Annotated in this window: 14 protein-coding genes; 6 read left to right on the top strand and 8 right to left on the bottom strand. The window is 73.2% G+C overall.

Features of this window, described 5'->3' with window-relative positions:
- The coding region (locus tag EEJ42_RS22035) for a TIGR04222 domain-containing membrane protein (RefSeq protein WP_123102103.1) at nt 1-434 on the bottom strand (434 nt) is incomplete at its 3' end.
- 95 nt (nt 435-529) lie between these two features.
- Nucleotides 530-1834 carry an MbnB/TglH/ChrH family RiPP precursor modification enzyme gene (locus EEJ42_RS22040; protein ID WP_123102105.1) on the bottom strand — a complete coding sequence of 435 codons (1305 nt, stop codon included), beginning with the start codon at nt 1832-1834 and terminating at the stop codon, nt 530-532.
- A 363-nt stretch (nt 1835-2197) separates the two neighbouring features.
- Here EEJ42_RS22040 and EEJ42_RS22045 point away from each other — a divergent pair, with 363 nt between their 5' ends.
- Nucleotides 2198-4231, top strand: a complete 2034-nt coding sequence (locus tag EEJ42_RS22045) for a transglycosylase domain-containing protein (RefSeq protein WP_123102123.1) — start codon at nt 2198-2200, stop codon at nt 4229-4231.
- 168 nt (nt 4232-4399) lie between these two features.
- Here EEJ42_RS22045 and EEJ42_RS22050 read toward each other — a convergent pair whose 3' ends face one another.
- Together EEJ42_RS22050 and EEJ42_RS22055 are read right to left on the bottom strand one after the other, a co-directional pair.
- Nucleotides 4400-5650, bottom strand: a complete 1251-nt coding sequence (locus EEJ42_RS22050) for a polysaccharide deacetylase family protein (protein ID WP_246097110.1) — start codon at nt 5648-5650, stop codon at nt 4400-4402.
- Nucleotides 5651-5824: 174 nt separating this feature from the next.
- The gene (locus EEJ42_RS22055; RefSeq protein WP_123102109.1) at nt 5825-7243 is read right to left on the bottom strand and encodes a hypothetical protein; all 1419 of its coding nucleotides are present in this window, start codon (nt 7241-7243) and stop codon (nt 5825-5827) included.
- A 164-nt stretch (nt 7244-7407) separates the two neighbouring features.
- On the opposite strand from EEJ42_RS22055, the gene EEJ42_RS22060 reads away from it, so the two are divergent.
- Both EEJ42_RS22060 and EEJ42_RS22065 read left to right on the top strand, forming a co-directional pair.
- Nucleotides 7408-8667 (top strand): molybdopterin-dependent oxidoreductase, encoded by a 1260-nt coding sequence (locus EEJ42_RS22060; protein WP_123102111.1) that lies wholly within the window; start codon nt 7408-7410, stop codon nt 8665-8667.
- Entirely contained in the window at nt 8664-9134 is a 471-nt protein-coding gene (locus EEJ42_RS22065) for a hypothetical protein (protein WP_123102113.1), read from the top strand. Before EEJ42_RS22060 ends, EEJ42_RS22065 begins: the two co-directional genes overlap by 4 nt.
- On the opposite strand, the gene EEJ42_RS22070 is transcribed toward EEJ42_RS22065, so the two are convergent.
- The 3 genes from EEJ42_RS22070 to EEJ42_RS22080 are packed head-to-tail and all read right to left on the bottom strand — an operon-like array spanning nt 9082 to nt 11173.
- A complete protein-coding gene (locus EEJ42_RS22070) occupies nt 9082-9783 on the bottom strand; it encodes a methyltransferase domain-containing protein (protein WP_246097111.1) in 702 nt (233 codons plus the stop codon). The genes EEJ42_RS22065 and EEJ42_RS22070 overlap by 53 nt on opposite strands.
- Nucleotides 9780-10460, bottom strand: coding sequence for a TIGR04282 family arsenosugar biosynthesis glycosyltransferase (locus tag EEJ42_RS22075; RefSeq protein WP_246097112.1), 681 nt, complete (start codon nt 10458-10460; stop codon nt 9780-9782). Before EEJ42_RS22075 ends, EEJ42_RS22070 begins: the two co-directional genes overlap by 4 nt.
- Nucleotides 10457-11173, bottom strand: a complete 717-nt coding sequence (locus tag EEJ42_RS22080) for a glycosyltransferase family 2 protein (RefSeq protein WP_425472940.1) — start codon at nt 11171-11173, stop codon at nt 10457-10459. Before EEJ42_RS22080 ends, EEJ42_RS22075 begins: the two co-directional genes overlap by 4 nt.
- A 125-nt stretch (nt 11174-11298) precedes the next feature.
- Between EEJ42_RS22080 and EEJ42_RS22085 the strand changes: the two genes are divergently transcribed.
- Nucleotides 11299-12096 (top strand): response regulator transcription factor, encoded by a 798-nt coding sequence (locus EEJ42_RS22085; protein ID WP_123102117.1) that lies wholly within the window; start codon nt 11299-11301, stop codon nt 12094-12096.
- Nucleotides 12089-13201: a sensor histidine kinase gene (locus EEJ42_RS22090; protein WP_123102119.1), complete on the top strand. Its 1113-nt coding sequence runs from the start codon at nt 12089-12091 to the stop codon at nt 13199-13201. Before EEJ42_RS22085 ends, EEJ42_RS22090 begins: the two co-directional genes overlap by 8 nt.
- Nucleotides 13202-13412: 211 nt before the next feature.
- Here the strand turns inward: EEJ42_RS22090 and EEJ42_RS22095 are convergent, their stop codons facing one another.
- Complete coding sequence (locus EEJ42_RS22095; protein WP_123102121.1) at nt 13413-14501, bottom strand: NAD-dependent epimerase/dehydratase family protein; 1089 nt, start codon at nt 14499-14501, stop codon at nt 13413-13415.
- A 236-nt stretch (nt 14502-14737) separates the two neighbouring features.
- Between EEJ42_RS22095 and EEJ42_RS22100 the strand changes: the two genes are divergently transcribed.
- Nucleotides 14738-15549: class I SAM-dependent methyltransferase (locus EEJ42_RS22100; RefSeq protein ID WP_148082003.1), on the top strand; the 812-nt coding region annotated here is incomplete at its 3' end.

Below are 15549 nucleotides of genomic sequence, written 5' to 3' on the forward strand. Positions count from 1 at the left end.
GCCACGTTCGCGCGGGCCCCCGCGGGCACCGCGAGCCCCGCCGCCACCAGCCGGTCGGCCAGCGCCCGCACCGGGTCGGCGGTGGTCAGGGCGGTGCGGACCGGCGGCACGGGGGACTGGCCCCGCGGGCCTATCGCGGCGATGACCGAGCGTTCGAGATCGTTCCGGCCGTCCGGGTCCACGACGGTGACCCAGCCGGTGTGGGCGAGCAGCAGGCGGCGCTCACGGGACATCGACACCAGCGCGAGATCGGCGACCCGCCGCGGCCCGCCCGCGAGGAACGCCGCCTCGTACAGGCTCAGGGCCCGCCCGTCCGGCCGCGGACCGGCGGTGGCTTCCATCGGTTGGGCGGCCGCGACCGCGGCGAGGCACAGGCGGGTGCAGCTGACCACCGCCGAGCCCCATGCGACGAGCAGGAACAGGACCCACAACATGGCCGAGTTCTACTGGACCCGACCGCTTTCACGCCAGAGATTTCGCGAAATGCGCGATTCGGGTGCCGAGTGGTGATCGCCGCGTACGCCTGCGCTCACCCTCCGCTCAGCACGAGCCGGGCCCGGCGGGCGAAGCGCGCCAGCGGGTGCGAGGACAGCGGGGCGGGCCCGGAGCGCTCCTGCCACCACAGCGTCAGCCGGCGCCGGGTCGCCGCGTCCCGGACGTCACCGGCCGCCAGCAGATGCTCGACGAACGCCATCGCGTCGCGGCGGTAGCCGCCGGTCATCGGGCGGCCGTCGGCGTACCCCTCGAACGCCCGCCGGTAGCCGTCGCCCAGGATCTCCGGCAGCTCGGGGGCGACCTTGGCGACCACCCCGGCCCGCTTGGACGTCAGCGCCCGGGCCTGGATTCCCAGCCGCTGCCGGTCGAAGCCCTCCGGCGCCGGGTCGCCCGCGACGAGCGCCGACAGCAGCGCGGTCTGGGCGCGTGCCAGCCGCTCGCGCGCGGCGTCGATGTCCGGTGTGCCGTTACCGTTCGGGCCGTGCTTCGGCGCGGGAGCGGCGTCGGCGGCCGTCACCCCGGCCGCCGTCACCGCGCGGATCGCGTCCAGCTCGCCCGCCAACTCCTCGGCCGCCGGGAAGTCCTCGTCCCGCTCCAGCAGCACCCCGGGCGGCGTCGTACGGGCGCACAGCTCGGCGAGCACGTCGAGCACCGGCTGCGTCACCGGGTGGGCGTGGCTGTCGTGCCACACCCCGTCCCGCTCGACGCCGCCCGCCACATGGACGTACGCGATGGCCTCGGTCGGCAGCTCGTCCAGCGCCTTCGCCGGGTCCTCGCCCCGGTTGACGTGGTTGGTGTGCAGGTTGGCGACGTCGATGAGCAGCCGCACACCGGTCCGCTCGACCAGCTCGGCCAGGAACTGCCCCTCGGTCATCTCCTCGCCGGGCCAGGAGATCAGCGCCGCGATGTTCTCCAGCGCGAGCGGCACCGGCAGCGCCGCCTGGGCCGTCGCCACGTTCTCGCACAGCACGTCCAGCGCGTCCCGGGTGCGCGGCACCGGCAGCAGATGCCCGGCCTCGATGGCGGGAGAGCCGGTCAGTGGCCCCCCGGCCCGTACGAACGCGATGTGCTCGGTGACCAGCGGCGAGCCCAGTGCCTCCGCCCGTTCCGCGAGGGCGCTCAGCCGTTCGGGATCCGGCCGCTCCGCGCCGCCGAGGCCGAGCGAGACGCCGTGCGGGACCACCGTCGTACCGCGCTCGCGCAGCCGCAGCAGCGCGTCCGGCACATGGCCGGGGCAGACGTTCTCGGCCACCACCTCCACCCAGTCGATGTCGGGCAGGCGCGCGATGTCCTCGGCGATTTCCGGTCGCCAGCCGATTCCGGTACCGAGGCGCGTCATGGCTCCCCCTTCTCCTGCCGGTCTCTTGCCGGGCGTTCTCACCTGTCGGGGTAATGACCCCCGGAGGAGAGGACGAATCCACGGCGCTTGTGGTTCAGAGGTTCATTTGAGCTTCGGGGTGTCACGCTACGCCCCTCCGCGCGCCCCCGGGCCGCCCGCCTTCACCGTCTCCGACGGCCGTGGCAGGGCGGCGAGTTGCGGAATATCTGCACTGTTACAAAATTTTGGGGCCCTGTGGCGACAGATGTTCGGAAGGGAGAATAAGGTCGTGTGGTCTGGGGGGATGGAAGATCACACCTTTGTGCCGCGCCCGCAGCGCGGAGCGAGCGTGGGGGAACACACGTGCTGGGCAGCAACAATGCCATGGGGAAGCACCGCCGTAACGCACACCGTAAGCCACCGCCGTCGTCGGCCGGGCGCGGGTTGCAGCTGCGTCGCTGGGCGGCCCGCCATATCCGGATCGACTACCCCCGGGCCGGGAGACGGGGCGCGCGGCGGTGGCTGCCGTCGTGGCGTCAGGTGGGTCTCCTCTTCGTGTTCTGCCTCGGGAGTCTGACCGGTGTCCTGAGCTTTCTCTACATGCAGACGGAGATACCCAAGAACCTCAACGACTTCGCCACCCAGCAGGACAACGTCTACTACTGGGCCGACGGCTCCGAGATGGCCCGCACGGGCCCGGTCAACCGTCAGGAGGTGGCGTTGTCCAAGGTGCCGGAAAAGGTCCAATGGGCGATCCTCGCCGCCGAGAACGCCAGCTTCTACTCGGACAGCGGCATCTCCCCGAGCGGTCTGATGCGCGCCGTGACCCGGATGGTGACGGGCGGTGAGACCCAGGGCGGCTCGACCATCACCCAGCAGTATGTGAAGAACGCCTATCTGAATCAGCGCCAGACGTTCTCCCGCAAGCTCACCGAGATGTTCATGGCCATCAAGCTCGACGACCGGATGAGCAAGCAGGAGATTCTCGAACGCTATCTGAACACCAGCTGGTTCGGGCGCGGCACCTACGGCATTCAGCGGGCCTCCTACGCGTACTACGGCAAGGACGTCTCGCGGCTCAACGCGAGCGAGGGCGCGATGCTCGCCTCACTGCTCAAGGGCGCCGGAACCTTCGACCCGACGCTCAGCGCCAAGAACCACAAACGGGCGGTCGAGCGGTGGAAATGGGTGCTGGACCGGATGGTCGACATCGGAAAGCTCTCCAAGGCCGAGCGGGCGAAGTACACCACGTTCCCCGACCCCCATCCGGAGCCCCGGCCGGCCGGGCTCACCGGACAGGTCGGCTATCTGGTGGAGACCGCGAAGGCGTATGTGAGTTCCCACACCGCCATCTCCGACGCGGACTTCGACCTGGGTGGCTATCAGATCCACACCACCTTCGAGAAGGCGAAGGTCAAGGCGCTCGCCGCCTCGGTGAAGAAGACCCGCGACGGCCTCGACCCCAAGAACCGCCGGGAGGACCGGTACGTACGCATCGGCGCCGCCTCCGTGACACCGGGCGGGCGCATCGAGGCGCTGTACGGCGGCCCCGGCTATCTGGAACAGGGCTTCAACGACGCGAACGCCTCCGTCGTCCCGGCCGGTACCGCCTTCACGCCCTTCGTCTACGCGGCGGCGCTGCGCGACGGCGTGCTCAAGGAGCGGAACAGCCCCCGGACGCCCGTCGCCCCCACCACGCTCTACGACGGCAACAACAAGGTCGCCGTGAAGACCCCCGAGGGGCCCTACTGGGACCGCAGCGGCAAGATCGTGCGGGGCGAGAACGACGGCGAGCAGTCCTATGGGCAGGTCAGCCTGCGCCAGGCGATCGTCCAGTCCATCAACACCCCGATGATGCAGCTCGGCATGGACGTCGGCCTCGACCGCGTCCGCCAGGCCTCCATCGACGCGGGGCTGCTGCCCAGCAGCTTCGGCGCGCGCGTGCCCATGTTCTCGCTCGGCACCGCGACGCCCAGCTCCATCCGGATGGCCAGCGCCTACGCGACGTTCACCGCGAACGGCACCCATGTGCCGCCGTTCTCGGTGAGCGGACTGACCCGTAACGGCGAGAAGTTCGCCCTGCGCAAGGACCGCGCCAAGCGGGCGTTCAGCGCCCAGGTGGCGGCGCAGGTGGACGACGCGCTGCACGGCGCGGTCCAGGGCGGCACCGGGCAGGCGGCGGCCGTGGTCGGGCCCGACGCGGCCGGTAAGACGGGCACGGCGCAGGACGGTACCTCGTCCTGGTTCGTGGGCTACACCGATGAGGTGTCCACGGCCGTGTCGCTGTCGCGGGTGGACCCCAAGACCCAGGAACTGCTGCCGCTGAAGGGAATGGGCGGAGACGCCACCGGGAAGGCGAGCGACACCTATCCGCTGGACATCTGGACGCGCTATATGGCGGGTGCGGGGAAGAAGTAGCCGGGAGACAGACAAAAGCCCGGCCCGGTGCGTCGAAGGAAACGCACCGGGCCGGGCTTTTTGCTTCCCGCCGTATCGCTACTTGGTGTACGACTTCCAGTCCGGCGATTCCGCCGGGTCGAGCATCCGCAGCTTCTCAAGANGGGCTTTTTGCTTCCCGCCGTATCGCTACTTGGTGTACGACTTCCAGTCCGGCGATTCCGCCGGGTCGAGCATCCGCAGCTTCTCAAGAACCTTCGGATCCTGGGCGTCCAGCCAGTCCGCGAGCTGCTTGAACGATACGCACCGGACACCCTGGCGCTTGCACACGCTGCGCATCACGTCTTCGATGGCCTGCATGTATATGCCGCCGTTCCAGGTCTCGAAGTGGTTGCCGATGAACAGCGGTGCCCGGCTGCCGTTGTAGACGCGCTCGAAACCGTTCAGATAGCCCTCTCGGGTCAGCCGCTCCCATTCGGCGTACTTCGCCGGATCGCCGTCGGTGCTGTCACCGGACTGATTGAAGAGGAAGTTGAAGTCCATGGAGAGGACCTGCTTCTCGCTCTCCGGGTACGGCACCAGCTGGAGCGGGAAATTCCAGATGCCGTCGATTTTGGACGGCCAGATCTGGAAGTCGCCCGGAGAACTCGCGTCGTAGCGCCAGCCCATCGACTTGATGGCCGGGATCAGATTCTTCTGTCCTTCGAGACAGGGGGCGCGGCCGCCGACCAGTTCCTCGTCGTAGTCGAAGGGCAGCGGCTCGATGTCGGTGAAGCCGGTATTGGTCTTCCAGTTCTTCACGAAGGAGTACGCCTGCTCGGCCTCGCTCTTCCACTGCCGGGTGGTCCACTCGCCGCCGCCCTTGGAGCCGCAGAAATGCCCGTTGAAGTGCGAGCCGATCTCATTGCCGTCCAGCCACGCCCCGCGCAGCTGTTCCAGCGTCTCGCGTATGTGCTCGTCCGTGGGGAAGGATATGGCGGCCGCGCCCTGCTTGTGCATCGGCGGCCGATAGAGGCTGCTCTTGTACTTGGGCAGCAGATACATGCCGCTCAGGAAGAACGTCATCTGGGCGTCGCTCTCCTTGGCGACCCGGCGGAAGCGGGAGAAGAGGTGATCGCCGTTCTCCAGCGCGCCGTCCCAGGAGAAGACCACGAACTGCGGGGGCTTCTGCCCCGGCTTCAGCTTCTCGATCTTCGGCTGCTTCGGCTGGGGGCCGGTGTAGGACGTCGAGCCGTCCCCGATCACCTTCACCTTGCCGTCCCAGTCGGCGTACTTGTTCTTCTTCTTGGTGCCCCTGGGGACCTTGTCCGCGCGCGGCACGGGGGCGGCGGCCTGGACGCTGCCGTCCACCGCGCCGCTCGTATCGCCCGGCGAGGTCAGGGCGATGAGCAGCGCCACGACCACGGCCACGGCCGTCAGCGCGCCCAGGGGCGCGGCCATGCCATAGGCGTTCCGCGCCGATAATGCCTTCAACGCCTTCAAGGACTGTGATGCCTTCAAGGTCTTCAACGCCTTCAACGGGTCCCGCCCCCTGGCAACGGTTCAGTTGTGTGCCCCGCTCAGTATCACAGAAGTATCACCTGCTCTTCACATCGGCTACTCACCGACGGGCGCTCACCAACCGGTCAGCAGCAGATGGTTCACCAGCAGCGCGAGACCCGCCTGAGCCGCCAGCCAGCGGCGCAGGTCACGGGCGGGAAGCAGCGCGGCGGCCGGAAGCAGCCAGAGCACGAACGGCAGCCAGATGCGCTCCGTTTCGGCCTTGCTCATCCCGGACAGATCGGCGGTGGCCAGCGCGAGCAGCACGGCGAGCACGAGCACCACGAGCCCGTCCGCCCCACCGGGACCGCCCTCACCGCCCGGGCCCCCGCGGCGCAGCCGCCGTAGCGCCCCCGGCGCGGCCCCCACCGCCCGGCGGGCCCCGGCGACGGAGGCGAGACCGGCGGCGATCGCCGCGTCGGCGAGGTTGGCCCACACCCAGTAGCCGTACGGGCGGTCCGCCGCGACCCCTTGGTAGTAGCGCTCGACCAGCAGGTCGTACCCCTCCCACCAGGCGAAACCGGCCAGGGTGAAGGCGCCCGCCACCGCCGCCGCCCCGGCCAGCGCGTACGGCAGCGGCCGCGCCGTGCGGGCGAGGAGCAGCACGGCCGCGGCGGGCAGCGCCATGAGCGTGAGCCCGTACGACACGTACGCGGTGAGACCGAGCAGCAGCCCGGCGGCCAGCGCGACGGCGCCCGGCGCCCGGGTCGTACGGGTCGCCGCCAGCGCGAGCAGCGCCAGCGCCCAGGCCGCGACCGCCGCGAAGTAGCCGTCCGCCGACGCCCCCACCCACACCGCGGCCGGGGCCAGCACGAGGAAGGGCGCGGCGGTGCGCGCCGCGCGCTCCTGCCCCAGCGCGCGCAGCGTGACCAGGACGGCGGCCACCGCCGAGCTTCCGGCGGTGATGCAGAACGCCCCGGCCCATCCGCCGCCGCCGAGCCCGAGGCGGTCCAGGCCGACGAAGGTGAGCACGGCGCCCGGCGGATGCCCGGCGATGTGCGCGGGCCAGTGGTCGGGCTGGGTGATGAGGATGTGCCCGGTGAAGCCGCGGAGCGCGGCGCCGATGTCCTGGAAGCGGTCGATGCCGCGCAGATACTCGTGCCGCTGCGTCAGCCGCCCGGCCACGCCCCGCCCCCAGCCGTCGACGAGCGCCAGGACCCAGGTCCAGGCCATCGCGGTCGCCCAGCCCGCCCACAGCAGCCGACGCCACGGCAGCGTCGCCGCGATCCGCGGGCCGTGGGCGACGACGGCCACGGCGAGGGCCACGGCGGCGGGCGTGCCGGGGCCCGCATGGGGCAGCCAGTCGGCGTACAGCGGTGCCCAGTCGACGTACAGGGTGTGGTCGGTCCGCTGGATCAGGGTGCCGACGACGGCCGCGACGGCGAAGAGCAGCGCGGCGGCAGCGGCGGCGAGCACATCCCGGCGGCGGCCGGTCCGCTCGTCGCCGCCCGGGGTACGAAGGGTCGGGTCATCGGTGCGGAGGGGGAGCTTCACGGCCTCACGCTATGCCGGTGACCTGCCCCGTCGGCCGCTGTGGCGCGCTTACGTCACTGAACCGTCAGATCCCGGCGGCGGGGTACCGCCAGGCGGGCCGACGTCAGCATTTCGTCATGCGTCGGAGCCCCTGAGGACCGGTCCGGCGGCCCTACCGTCGTGCCATGAGCCACCGTCCCCCCGCTTGGCGAAGCCCCTTGCGCGGCCCCTGGCTGACGTCCGTCTTCGGCCTGATCCTGCTGTTCGGGATTCCGGTGCTGTTCGTCACCGGGCTGCTGTCGTACGCCGCGTACAACCCGGATCTGTCCCCGGTCAACGACAAGACACCGGACAAGGGGCTGCTCGGCTTCTACCTCTTCTCCTGGCCGACCCACCCCGTCTGGCTCTACCGCGTCACCCAAGGGGCGCACGTCACGCTCGGCGTCGTGCTGGTCCCGGTGCTGCTGGCCAAGCTGTGGTCCGTCGTCCCCAAGCTGTTCGAGCGGCCGCCGGTGCGGTCCCTCGGGCACGGTCTCGAGCGGCTGTCGCTGCTCGCGCTGGTCGGCGGCGGGCTGTTCGAGTTCGTGACCGGGGTGCTCAACGTCCAGCTGGAGTACGTCTTTCCCGGGTCCTTCTACCCGCTGCACTTCTACGGGGCGTGGATCTTCATGGGCGCGTTCGCCGTCCACGTGGCGCTCCGCTTCCCGCGCATGGTGCGCGCGCTGCGCGGTCGCGATCTGCGGGCGGAGCTGCGCACCCCCGTCTCCCGCACCCGTCCGGAACCGCCCGACGAGACCGGTCTGGTCAGCCCGGATCCCGCCCCGCCCACCATGTCGCGGCGGGGCGCGCTCGCGATGGTGGGCACCGGCTCGGCCGCGCTGCTGGTGGTGACGGCCGGGCAGAGCCTCGACGGGCCGCTGCGGAACACCGCGCTGCTCGCCCCGCACGGCCGGGAGCCGGGCCGGGGGCCGAACGGCTTCCAGATCAACAAGACCGCCGCGGCCGTCGGCATCCGCGCCCGTGACATCGGCCCCGGCTGGCGGCTGGTGGTGCGCGGCCCGGGCCGTGAGGTCGTCCTCACCCGTGAGCAGGTGCTGCGGCTGCCGCGGCACGGGGCGGCGCTGCCGATCGCCTGCGTCGAGGGGTGGTCCACCCCCGACCAGCGGTGGGAGGGGGTGCGGCTGGCCGACCTCGCCGGGCTCGTCGGCCTGGGCGGGCGGCCGCCGGGCGTCCTCGTCGAATCGCTCCAGCGGCATGGCTCGTTCCGCTCGGTCGTGCTGCGCGACAACCAGGTCCGCGATCCGCGCTCCCTGCTCGCCCTGCGGGTCAACGGCGCGGACCTGTCGCCGGACCACGGCTACCCGGCGCGCGTCATCGTTCCGAACGCCCCTGGCGTGCACAACACCAAGTGGGTGGCCCGGCTGAGCTTCGGGAGGTCGGTGTGAAGAGCTCCGTTTTCCGGCGGCGTTACGGCGACTCGCCGCCGCATCTGCTCCTGCTGCTGGGCTCCTTCGCGCTGACCGCTTACGCGGGGGTGCGGCTGCTGCGCGGCGACTGGCTCGGGATCGTGCTCTGGTTCGTCGGCGCGGCCGTCCTGCACGACCTGGTGCTGCTGCCGCTGTACGGGCTCGCCGACCGGGCGCTCCGGCGGGCGGTCCCGGCGCCCGCCTCGTACGTCACCTTCGTACGGGTGCCCGCCTTCGTCTCGGGACTGTTGCTGCTGGTGTGGTTCCCGCTGATCGCCGGGACGCAGCGGAGCCGCTACGAGCGTGCGGCCGGGCTGTCCGCCGATGTCTTCCTGCCGCGCTGGCTGCTGATCACCGCCGGGCTGTTCGCCGTCTCCGCGCTGTGGCTGTCGGTCAGGGCGGCGGTGTGGCGGGCCCGGGCACGGCGGCGCGACGCAGGGTCATGAAGTCGCGGCCCCGGGCCGTCCAGCGTTCGACGGCGGTCCAGCCCGCCGCCCGGGCGTGGCGCAGCAGCGCGGGGGCGCCCACCCGGGCCCAGGGGAACGCCGTGCCGACCCGGCCGCGCCCGTCGTCCACCCGCACCCGGACCCGCTCGTCGACGTCGGCCGCGGCCGCCTCGACGATCAGCAGCCCCTCGGGGGCGAGGAGTTGCGTCACCCGCGTCAGCAGGGCCCGGGGGTCGCCGCCGATGCCGATGTTGCCATCGAGCAGCAGCGCCGTACCCCAGCGCCCCTCGTCCGGCAGCGGCTCGAAGACCGAGCGGCACAGGGCCGGGCCGCCGGTGCGGACGGTACGGGCGACCGCCGCCCGGCTCACGTCGATGCCGAGGCAGGGGCGGCCGTACGGGGCGAGCGCGGCCACCAGCCGCCCGGGGCCGCAGCCGATGTCGAGTACGGACCCCCGGCACCGGCGCAGCACGGTGCGGTCCGCCGCGTCGGCGTCCGCGCACCAGCGCTCGACCTCCAGGGGCAGCAGCCAGCCGTCCGCGCGGCGCAGGAACAGCGGGCCCCGGCCCGCGCTCAGCGCCCGCGTGTAGGGGTCGGCGCGCCAGGCCCCCCTGGTACCGCCCGCGTCTTCGCGTATCGCCGTGCTCATCGGGCGGCGGCCCGGGACAGCCCGGCGAGGGTGCGGGCGAACCGGCTGCCCGGGGCGAGGGCCGCCACCCACGCGGCGTCGTCCGCCGTGTCGACGTCCCGCAGCACGGGCAGTTCGCGCACCCGCAGCCCCGCGTCCACCAGACGGCGCCGCTGTGCGGCGCCGGTGGTGGGGGTGGACATCGGCACCCCGCGCAGCAGCTCCGGATCGGGTTCCGCCAGGCCCAGGGCCCAGAACCCGCCGTCGGCGGCGGGGCCGAACCAGGCGTCGCAGTCCCGCCAGCCGCCCCTGCCCAGCACGGGCGCCAGCAGGACGGGGGTGATCTGCGGGGTGTCCATGCCGACCAGCAACGTGGGCCCCTGGCAACCGGCGAAGGCCGCGGCCAGCCGCTCGTCCAGGCCGCCGCCACCCTGCGGCACGACCTCGATGCCCGGCGGCAGCCAGGGCCCGGGAGCCCCGTCGAGCGCCAGCACCCTGCGCCGGGCGGGCATCCCGAGCACGGCGTGCAGGGTGTCCGCGAGGGCGGCCCCGGCGAGCGCCGCCGCCTCCGCCGGGGTGTATGGGGGAGTGAGCCGGGTCTTCACCCGCCCGGCCACGGGTTCCTTGGCGATGACGATCACCGTGGACTCCGGCTGGGCGTCGGCGCCGCGGTGCGGTCCGGTCGTCGTCGCGGTCACCGGGCGGCCCCCGCGCGGTCGCCGGGGGAGGCGGCAGCGGGCGGCGGTTGGCGCAGGACCGCCCGCATGTCGCGCACCGCGTGCCAGGTGCCCCGCCAGGTGCCGGTGACCTTCGACTTTCCGGTGCGGGGCCGGTACGGCACGTCGCGCTCCTCGATCCGCCAGCCCGCGTCCGCGGCCCGCACGACCATCTGGAGCGGATAGCCGCTGCGCCGGTCGGTGAGGCCCAGGGCCAGCAGCGGTTCGCGCCGGGCGGCCCGCAGCGGGCCGAGGTCGTGCAGGGCGGCTCCGGTGCGCCGCCGCACCATCCGGGACAGCGCGACGTTGCCGAGCCGGGCGTGCACGGGCCAGGCGCCGCGCTCCTGGGGGCGGCGGCGCCCCAGGACGAGATCCGCGTCGCCGTCGGCGACGCGCCGTACGAAGCCCGCCAGCAGCCCGGGGTCGAGCGAGGCGTCGCAGTCGCAGAAGCAGACGATGTCGGCGTCGGCGGCGAGCAGCCCGGCGTGGCAGGCGGCCCCGAAGCCCCGGCGGGGCTCATGGACGACGGTGGCGCCGAGGGAGCGGGCGATCGCGGCCGAGGCGTCCGTCGAACCGTTGTCGACGACGATGGCGCGCCAGCCGGCGGGGATGCGTTCCAGCACCCAGGGCAGGGCGGCGGCCTCGTCCAGACACGGAAGGACGACGTCCGCACGAGGAGCGGTCAAGTCTGTCACCCGGCTCACCCTACGGACGGAAAAGCCACATTCCGGACTTCAGGTCCTTACGAAACGCGGACGTCGCCACCGTCCCCCGGTCCTGGGCGGGACGGTCCGCCCGGCCCGGTGCCAGGCTGGAGGGCATGCAACAGACCCCGCCTCCCGGCCGCGTGCTCGTCGTGGACGACGATCCGACCGTCGCCGAGGTCGTCGCCGGGTACCTCACCCGCGCCGGCTTCGCCGTCGACCGGGCCGCCGACGGCCCCGGCGCGCTCGCCCGCGCCGACGCCCAATGGCCCGACCTGGTCGTCCTCGACCTGATGCTGCCCGGCATGGACGGCCTGGACGTGTGCCGCGCGCTCCGCGGCAGGGGCCCGGTGCCCGTGATCATGCTGACCGCCCGCGGCGACGAGGACGACCGGATCCTCGGCTTGGAGATCGGCGCGGACGACTACGTCACCAAGCCGTTCAGCCCGCGCGAGCTGGTGCTGCGGGTGGAGTCGGTGCTGCGCCGCAGCCGTACCGGACCGCGCGCCTCCGGCGCCCCCGCCGGTGCGCGGGGGGCCGGTCCCGGGCGGCCGGACACCGTCCTCCGCCGCGCCGGGATCACCCTCGACCCGACGGCCCGCCGCGCCACCAAGGACGGCCGGGAACTCGCCCTCACCCTCCGCGAGTTCGACCTGCTGGCCTTCCTGCTGCGCCACCCCGGGGTCGCCTGCACCCGCGAGGAGCTGATGCGGGACGTATGGGGCTGGGACTTCGGCGATCTGTCCACCGTCACCGTTCATGTGCGGCGGCTGCGCGGAAAGATCGAGGACGACCCCGCCGCGCCGCGCCTCATCCAGACCGTCTGGGGCGTGGGCTACCGCTTCGACGCGCCGGACGCGCCGGACGCGCACGACGCGGCGGCCGGTGCGGAGGAGCCGGACCGCCATGCGTGACGTCCTGCTGATGGCGCTGTTCGCGTTCCTCGGCGCCGCCGCGGCCGGGCTGCTCGGCGCGCTCGCCCTGCGGCTGCTGCGCGGCCGGTCCGTCGTCGTGTCCCTCGCGGTCGTGGCCGCCGTCGCGGTGACGGCCATGCTCACCGGGACGCTCGCGGTCGCCTGGGCGATGTTCCTGTCCACGCACGACCTGACGGTCGTCACCACCGTCTGCGCCATGGCCGCGGTGGTGTCCCTGGCCACCGCGCTGCTGCTGGGCCGCTGGGTGGTGGCCCGCAGCCATGAACTGACCCTCGCCGCCCGCTCCTTCGGGGACGGCGGCAGCTTCGCCGCCCCCGACGGCGCGGCCACCGCCGAACTCGCCGAACTCGGCCGCGAACTGGCCGCGACCAGCGCCAAACTGGCCCGGTCCCGGGAGCGCGAACGGGCCCTGGAGTCCTCCCGCCGCGAGCTGGTCGCCTGGATCTCGCACGATCTGCGCACCCCGCTGGCCGGGCTGCGGGCCATGTCCGAGGCGTTGGAGGACGGCGTGGTGGAGGACCCGGACCGCTACCACCGCCAGATCCGCACCGAGGTGGAGCGGCTCAACACGATGGTCGGCGACCTCTTCGAACTGTCCCGCATCCACGCCGGGGCGCTGTCCCTCGCCCCCACCCGGATCTCCGTCTACGACCTGGTCGGCGACGCCCTCGCGGGCGCCGACCCGCTCGCCCGCGAGCTCGGCGTCCAACTGGTCGGCGACCCCGTGGACCCCATTCCGGTCGAGGTCGACGGGAAGGAGATGACCCGCGTCCTCGGCAACCTCCTCATCAACGCCATCCGCCGCACCCCGGCCGACGGCACGGTCGCCGTGGCCGCCCGGCGCGAGGCCGACACCGTCGTGCTGTCCGTCACCGACGGCTGCGGCGGCATCCCGGAGGAGGACCTGCCGCGCGTGTTCGACACCGGCTGGCGCGGCACCCACGCCCGTACGCCCCCGGCGGGCGCCGGGCTGGGACTGGCCATCGTCCGCGGCATCGTCGAGGCCCACCACGGCCACGCGGCCGTGCGGAACGTGGACGGCGGCTGCCGCTTCGAGGTCCGCCTGCCCGCCGCCCGGGCGTAGGCACGCCCGGGCGGTCCTCCGATCCCGTGGGGCCGCGCACTCGGGGCCGAGGAAGGGCACGTCCCGCTGCCGTGTTCCGGGGCGCCCCCGGCAGCGTCGCGGTGCTAGGGCGCGGCAGCCCGTCTGCCGGTGGCCGTTGCAGGTGGCCGTACGGGAGCCGGGGGAGGCGGCGCGGGTGCGCCGATGGCCGGAGGCGGGGCGTGGAACGCCGTTACCGGACGGGGCGGAGCGGGCGCGCCGCCGGGGCGGCTCCCGCGCGCTGGGGTGCGTGGGCGAACTCGGTCATGCCCTGATCGAACGGGACCACCGGCCGCCAGCCGAGCTGGTCGCGGAGCCGCCGCGACGAGGCCGTGATGTGCCGTACGTCGCCCAGCCGGTACGCGCCCGTGACCTGCGGCGCGGGCCCGCCGCAGGCCGCCGCCAGCGCCTCGGCCATCTCGCCGATCGTATGGGGGTCGTCGCTGCCGGTGTTGTACGCGGTGAGGCCGCCCGCGGGCGCCGTGGCGGCGACGGCCTCGAGGGCGGCGGCGTTGGCCGATGCCACGTCCCGTACGTGGACGAAGTCGCGGCGCTGCCCGCCGTCCTCGTAGACCGTGGGCGCCTCGCCGCGGGCGAGGGCCGAGCGGAAGAAGGAGGCGACGCCCGCGTACGGGGTGTCGCGCGGCATGCCCGGCCCGTAGACGTTGTGGTAGCGCAGCGAGACCGCGCGGCCGTCCACGGACCGCGCCCACGCCGCCGCCAGATGCTCCTGCGCCAGCTTCGTGGTGGCGTAGACGTTGCGCGGGTCGGCCGGTGCGTCCTCGTCGACCAGGCCCGGTCGCAGCGGGGTGCCGCAGTCCGGGCAGCCGGGCTCGAACCGGCCCGCCGCCAGGTCGGCCTCGGCGCGCGGGCCGGGGCGGACCCGGCCGTGCCGGGGGCAGTCGTAGCGCCCCTCCCCGTACACCACCATCGACCCGGCCAGCACCAGGGAGCGCACCCCGCGCTCCGCCATGGCCGCCAGCAGGACCGCCGTGCCCAGGTCGTTGCAGCCGACGTAGTCCGGCGCGTCGGCGAAGTCCTTGCCGAGGCCGACCATCGCCGCCTGATGGCAGACGGCGTCCACCCCGCGCAGTGCCTCCGCCACCGCCGCCCGGTCCCGCACATCGGCGTGGATCCACTCGGTGCCGGACGGCCGCGGCGGTGCCGGATGGGCGGCGGGCAGCAGGGCGTCGAGGACGACCGGCTCATGGCCGCGGTCGGTGAGAGCGGTGACGACGTGCGAGCCGATGAAGCCCGCGCCTCCGGTGACCAGTACGCGCATGGCCCCGACGCTAGGCGTTCACCGGCCGCCGGGCCCGTGTCCGCGCCGTCCCGTCATCGGTCCGTAAGACCTCATTCCGGACGCCCACCGTCCGCTTACCCCCTGTGCCCGCCCGCTCGCCCGGTGTTCCGGTCACATAAAACACACAACCGTGACGTCCCGGCGTTGCCTGCCACTGCCAGCGTGGCCCGCGATTCAACGTCTCTCCCGACCGCCTCCGAGGAACAGAGAGCACCATGACGGCCACCACCGCCGAAGCAGCGCAGCGCCCCCGCAGCCTCAATGACGTCAAGGGCTGGTTCCCCAGCCTTGACCAAGTGCTGTTCGACTTCTTCCTGAGGCGTCAGGAGCGCCTCGGGGAGCACGGCGACCTCCTCGAGATGGGCGCCTACATGGGCAAGAGCGCCATCTTCACCGCCGCGTACCTGCGGGCCGGTGAGCGCTTCACGGTCTGCGATCTCTTCGACGCGGAGGACGCGCCGGACGAGAACAACGCGGCGGAGGCCCGGAAGTCGTACTCCACCCTCACCCGCACCGCCTTCGAGCAGAACTACCTGGCGTTCCACGACGAGCTGCCCCACATCGTCCAGGGCACGACCTCCGTCGTGCCCAGCCACGTGGACGACGACACCTGCCGCTTCGTCCACGTCGACGCCTCGCACCTGTACGAGCACGTGGAGGGCGACATCGGCGCCGCGCGCGACGTCCTGCTGCCCGGCGGCATCGTCGTCCTCGACGACTTCCGCTCCGAGCACACCCCCGGCGTGGCCGCCGCCGCGTGGGAGGCCGTCTTCAACCGCGGACTGCGGCCCATCTGCCTGACCACCCAGAAGCTCTACGGCATGTGGGGCGACCCCGGGCCGATCCAGGAGGAGATGCTCGCGGACGAGGCGTGGCGCCGCGGAATGCACACCAGCAGGCAGGAGATCGCGGGCAGCCGGGTGCTGAGGTTCTCCGGAAAGCCCAAGAACCCGGCGGCGCCGCGGTCCCGCTACGCCCTGGAGGCGCCCGCCGCCGCCCCCGCCGCCACGGCGGGCCGGGCCTCCGC

The sequence above is a fragment of the Streptomyces botrytidirepellens genome, assembly GCF_003721215.1.
GTDB lineage: Bacteria > Actinomycetota > Actinomycetes > Streptomycetales > Streptomycetaceae > Streptomyces > Streptomyces himastatinicus.

What these genes read in the sequence shown, in the direction of transcription:
- EEJ42_RS22040 (WP_123102105.1), bottom strand. Translation starts at nt 1,834, where the DNA reads ATGACGCGCCTCGGTACCGGAATCGGCTGGCGACCGGAAATCGCCGAG.
- EEJ42_RS22045 (WP_123102123.1), top strand. Translation starts at nt 2,198, where the DNA reads ATGGGGAAGCACCGCCGTAACGCACACCGTAAGCCACCGCCGTCGTCG.
- EEJ42_RS22050 (WP_246097110.1), bottom strand. Translation starts at nt 5,650, where the DNA reads ATGGCCGCGCCCCTGGGCGCGCTGACGGCCGTGGCCGTGGTCGTGGCG.
- EEJ42_RS22060 (WP_123102111.1), top strand. Translation starts at nt 7,408, where the DNA reads ATGAGCCACCGTCCCCCCGCTTGGCGAAGCCCCTTGCGCGGCCCCTGG.
- EEJ42_RS22070 (WP_246097111.1), bottom strand. Translation starts at nt 9,783, where the DNA reads ATGAGCACGGCGATACGCGAAGACGCGGGCGGTACCAGGGGGGCCTGG.
- EEJ42_RS22085 (WP_123102117.1), top strand. Translation starts at nt 11,299, where the DNA reads ATGCAACAGACCCCGCCTCCCGGCCGCGTGCTCGTCGTGGACGACGAT.
- EEJ42_RS22090 (WP_123102119.1), top strand. Translation starts at nt 12,089, where the DNA reads ATGCGTGACGTCCTGCTGATGGCGCTGTTCGCGTTCCTCGGCGCCGCC.
- EEJ42_RS22095 (WP_123102121.1), bottom strand. Translation starts at nt 14,501, where the DNA reads ATGCGCGTACTGGTCACCGGAGGCGCGGGCTTCATCGGCTCGCACGTC.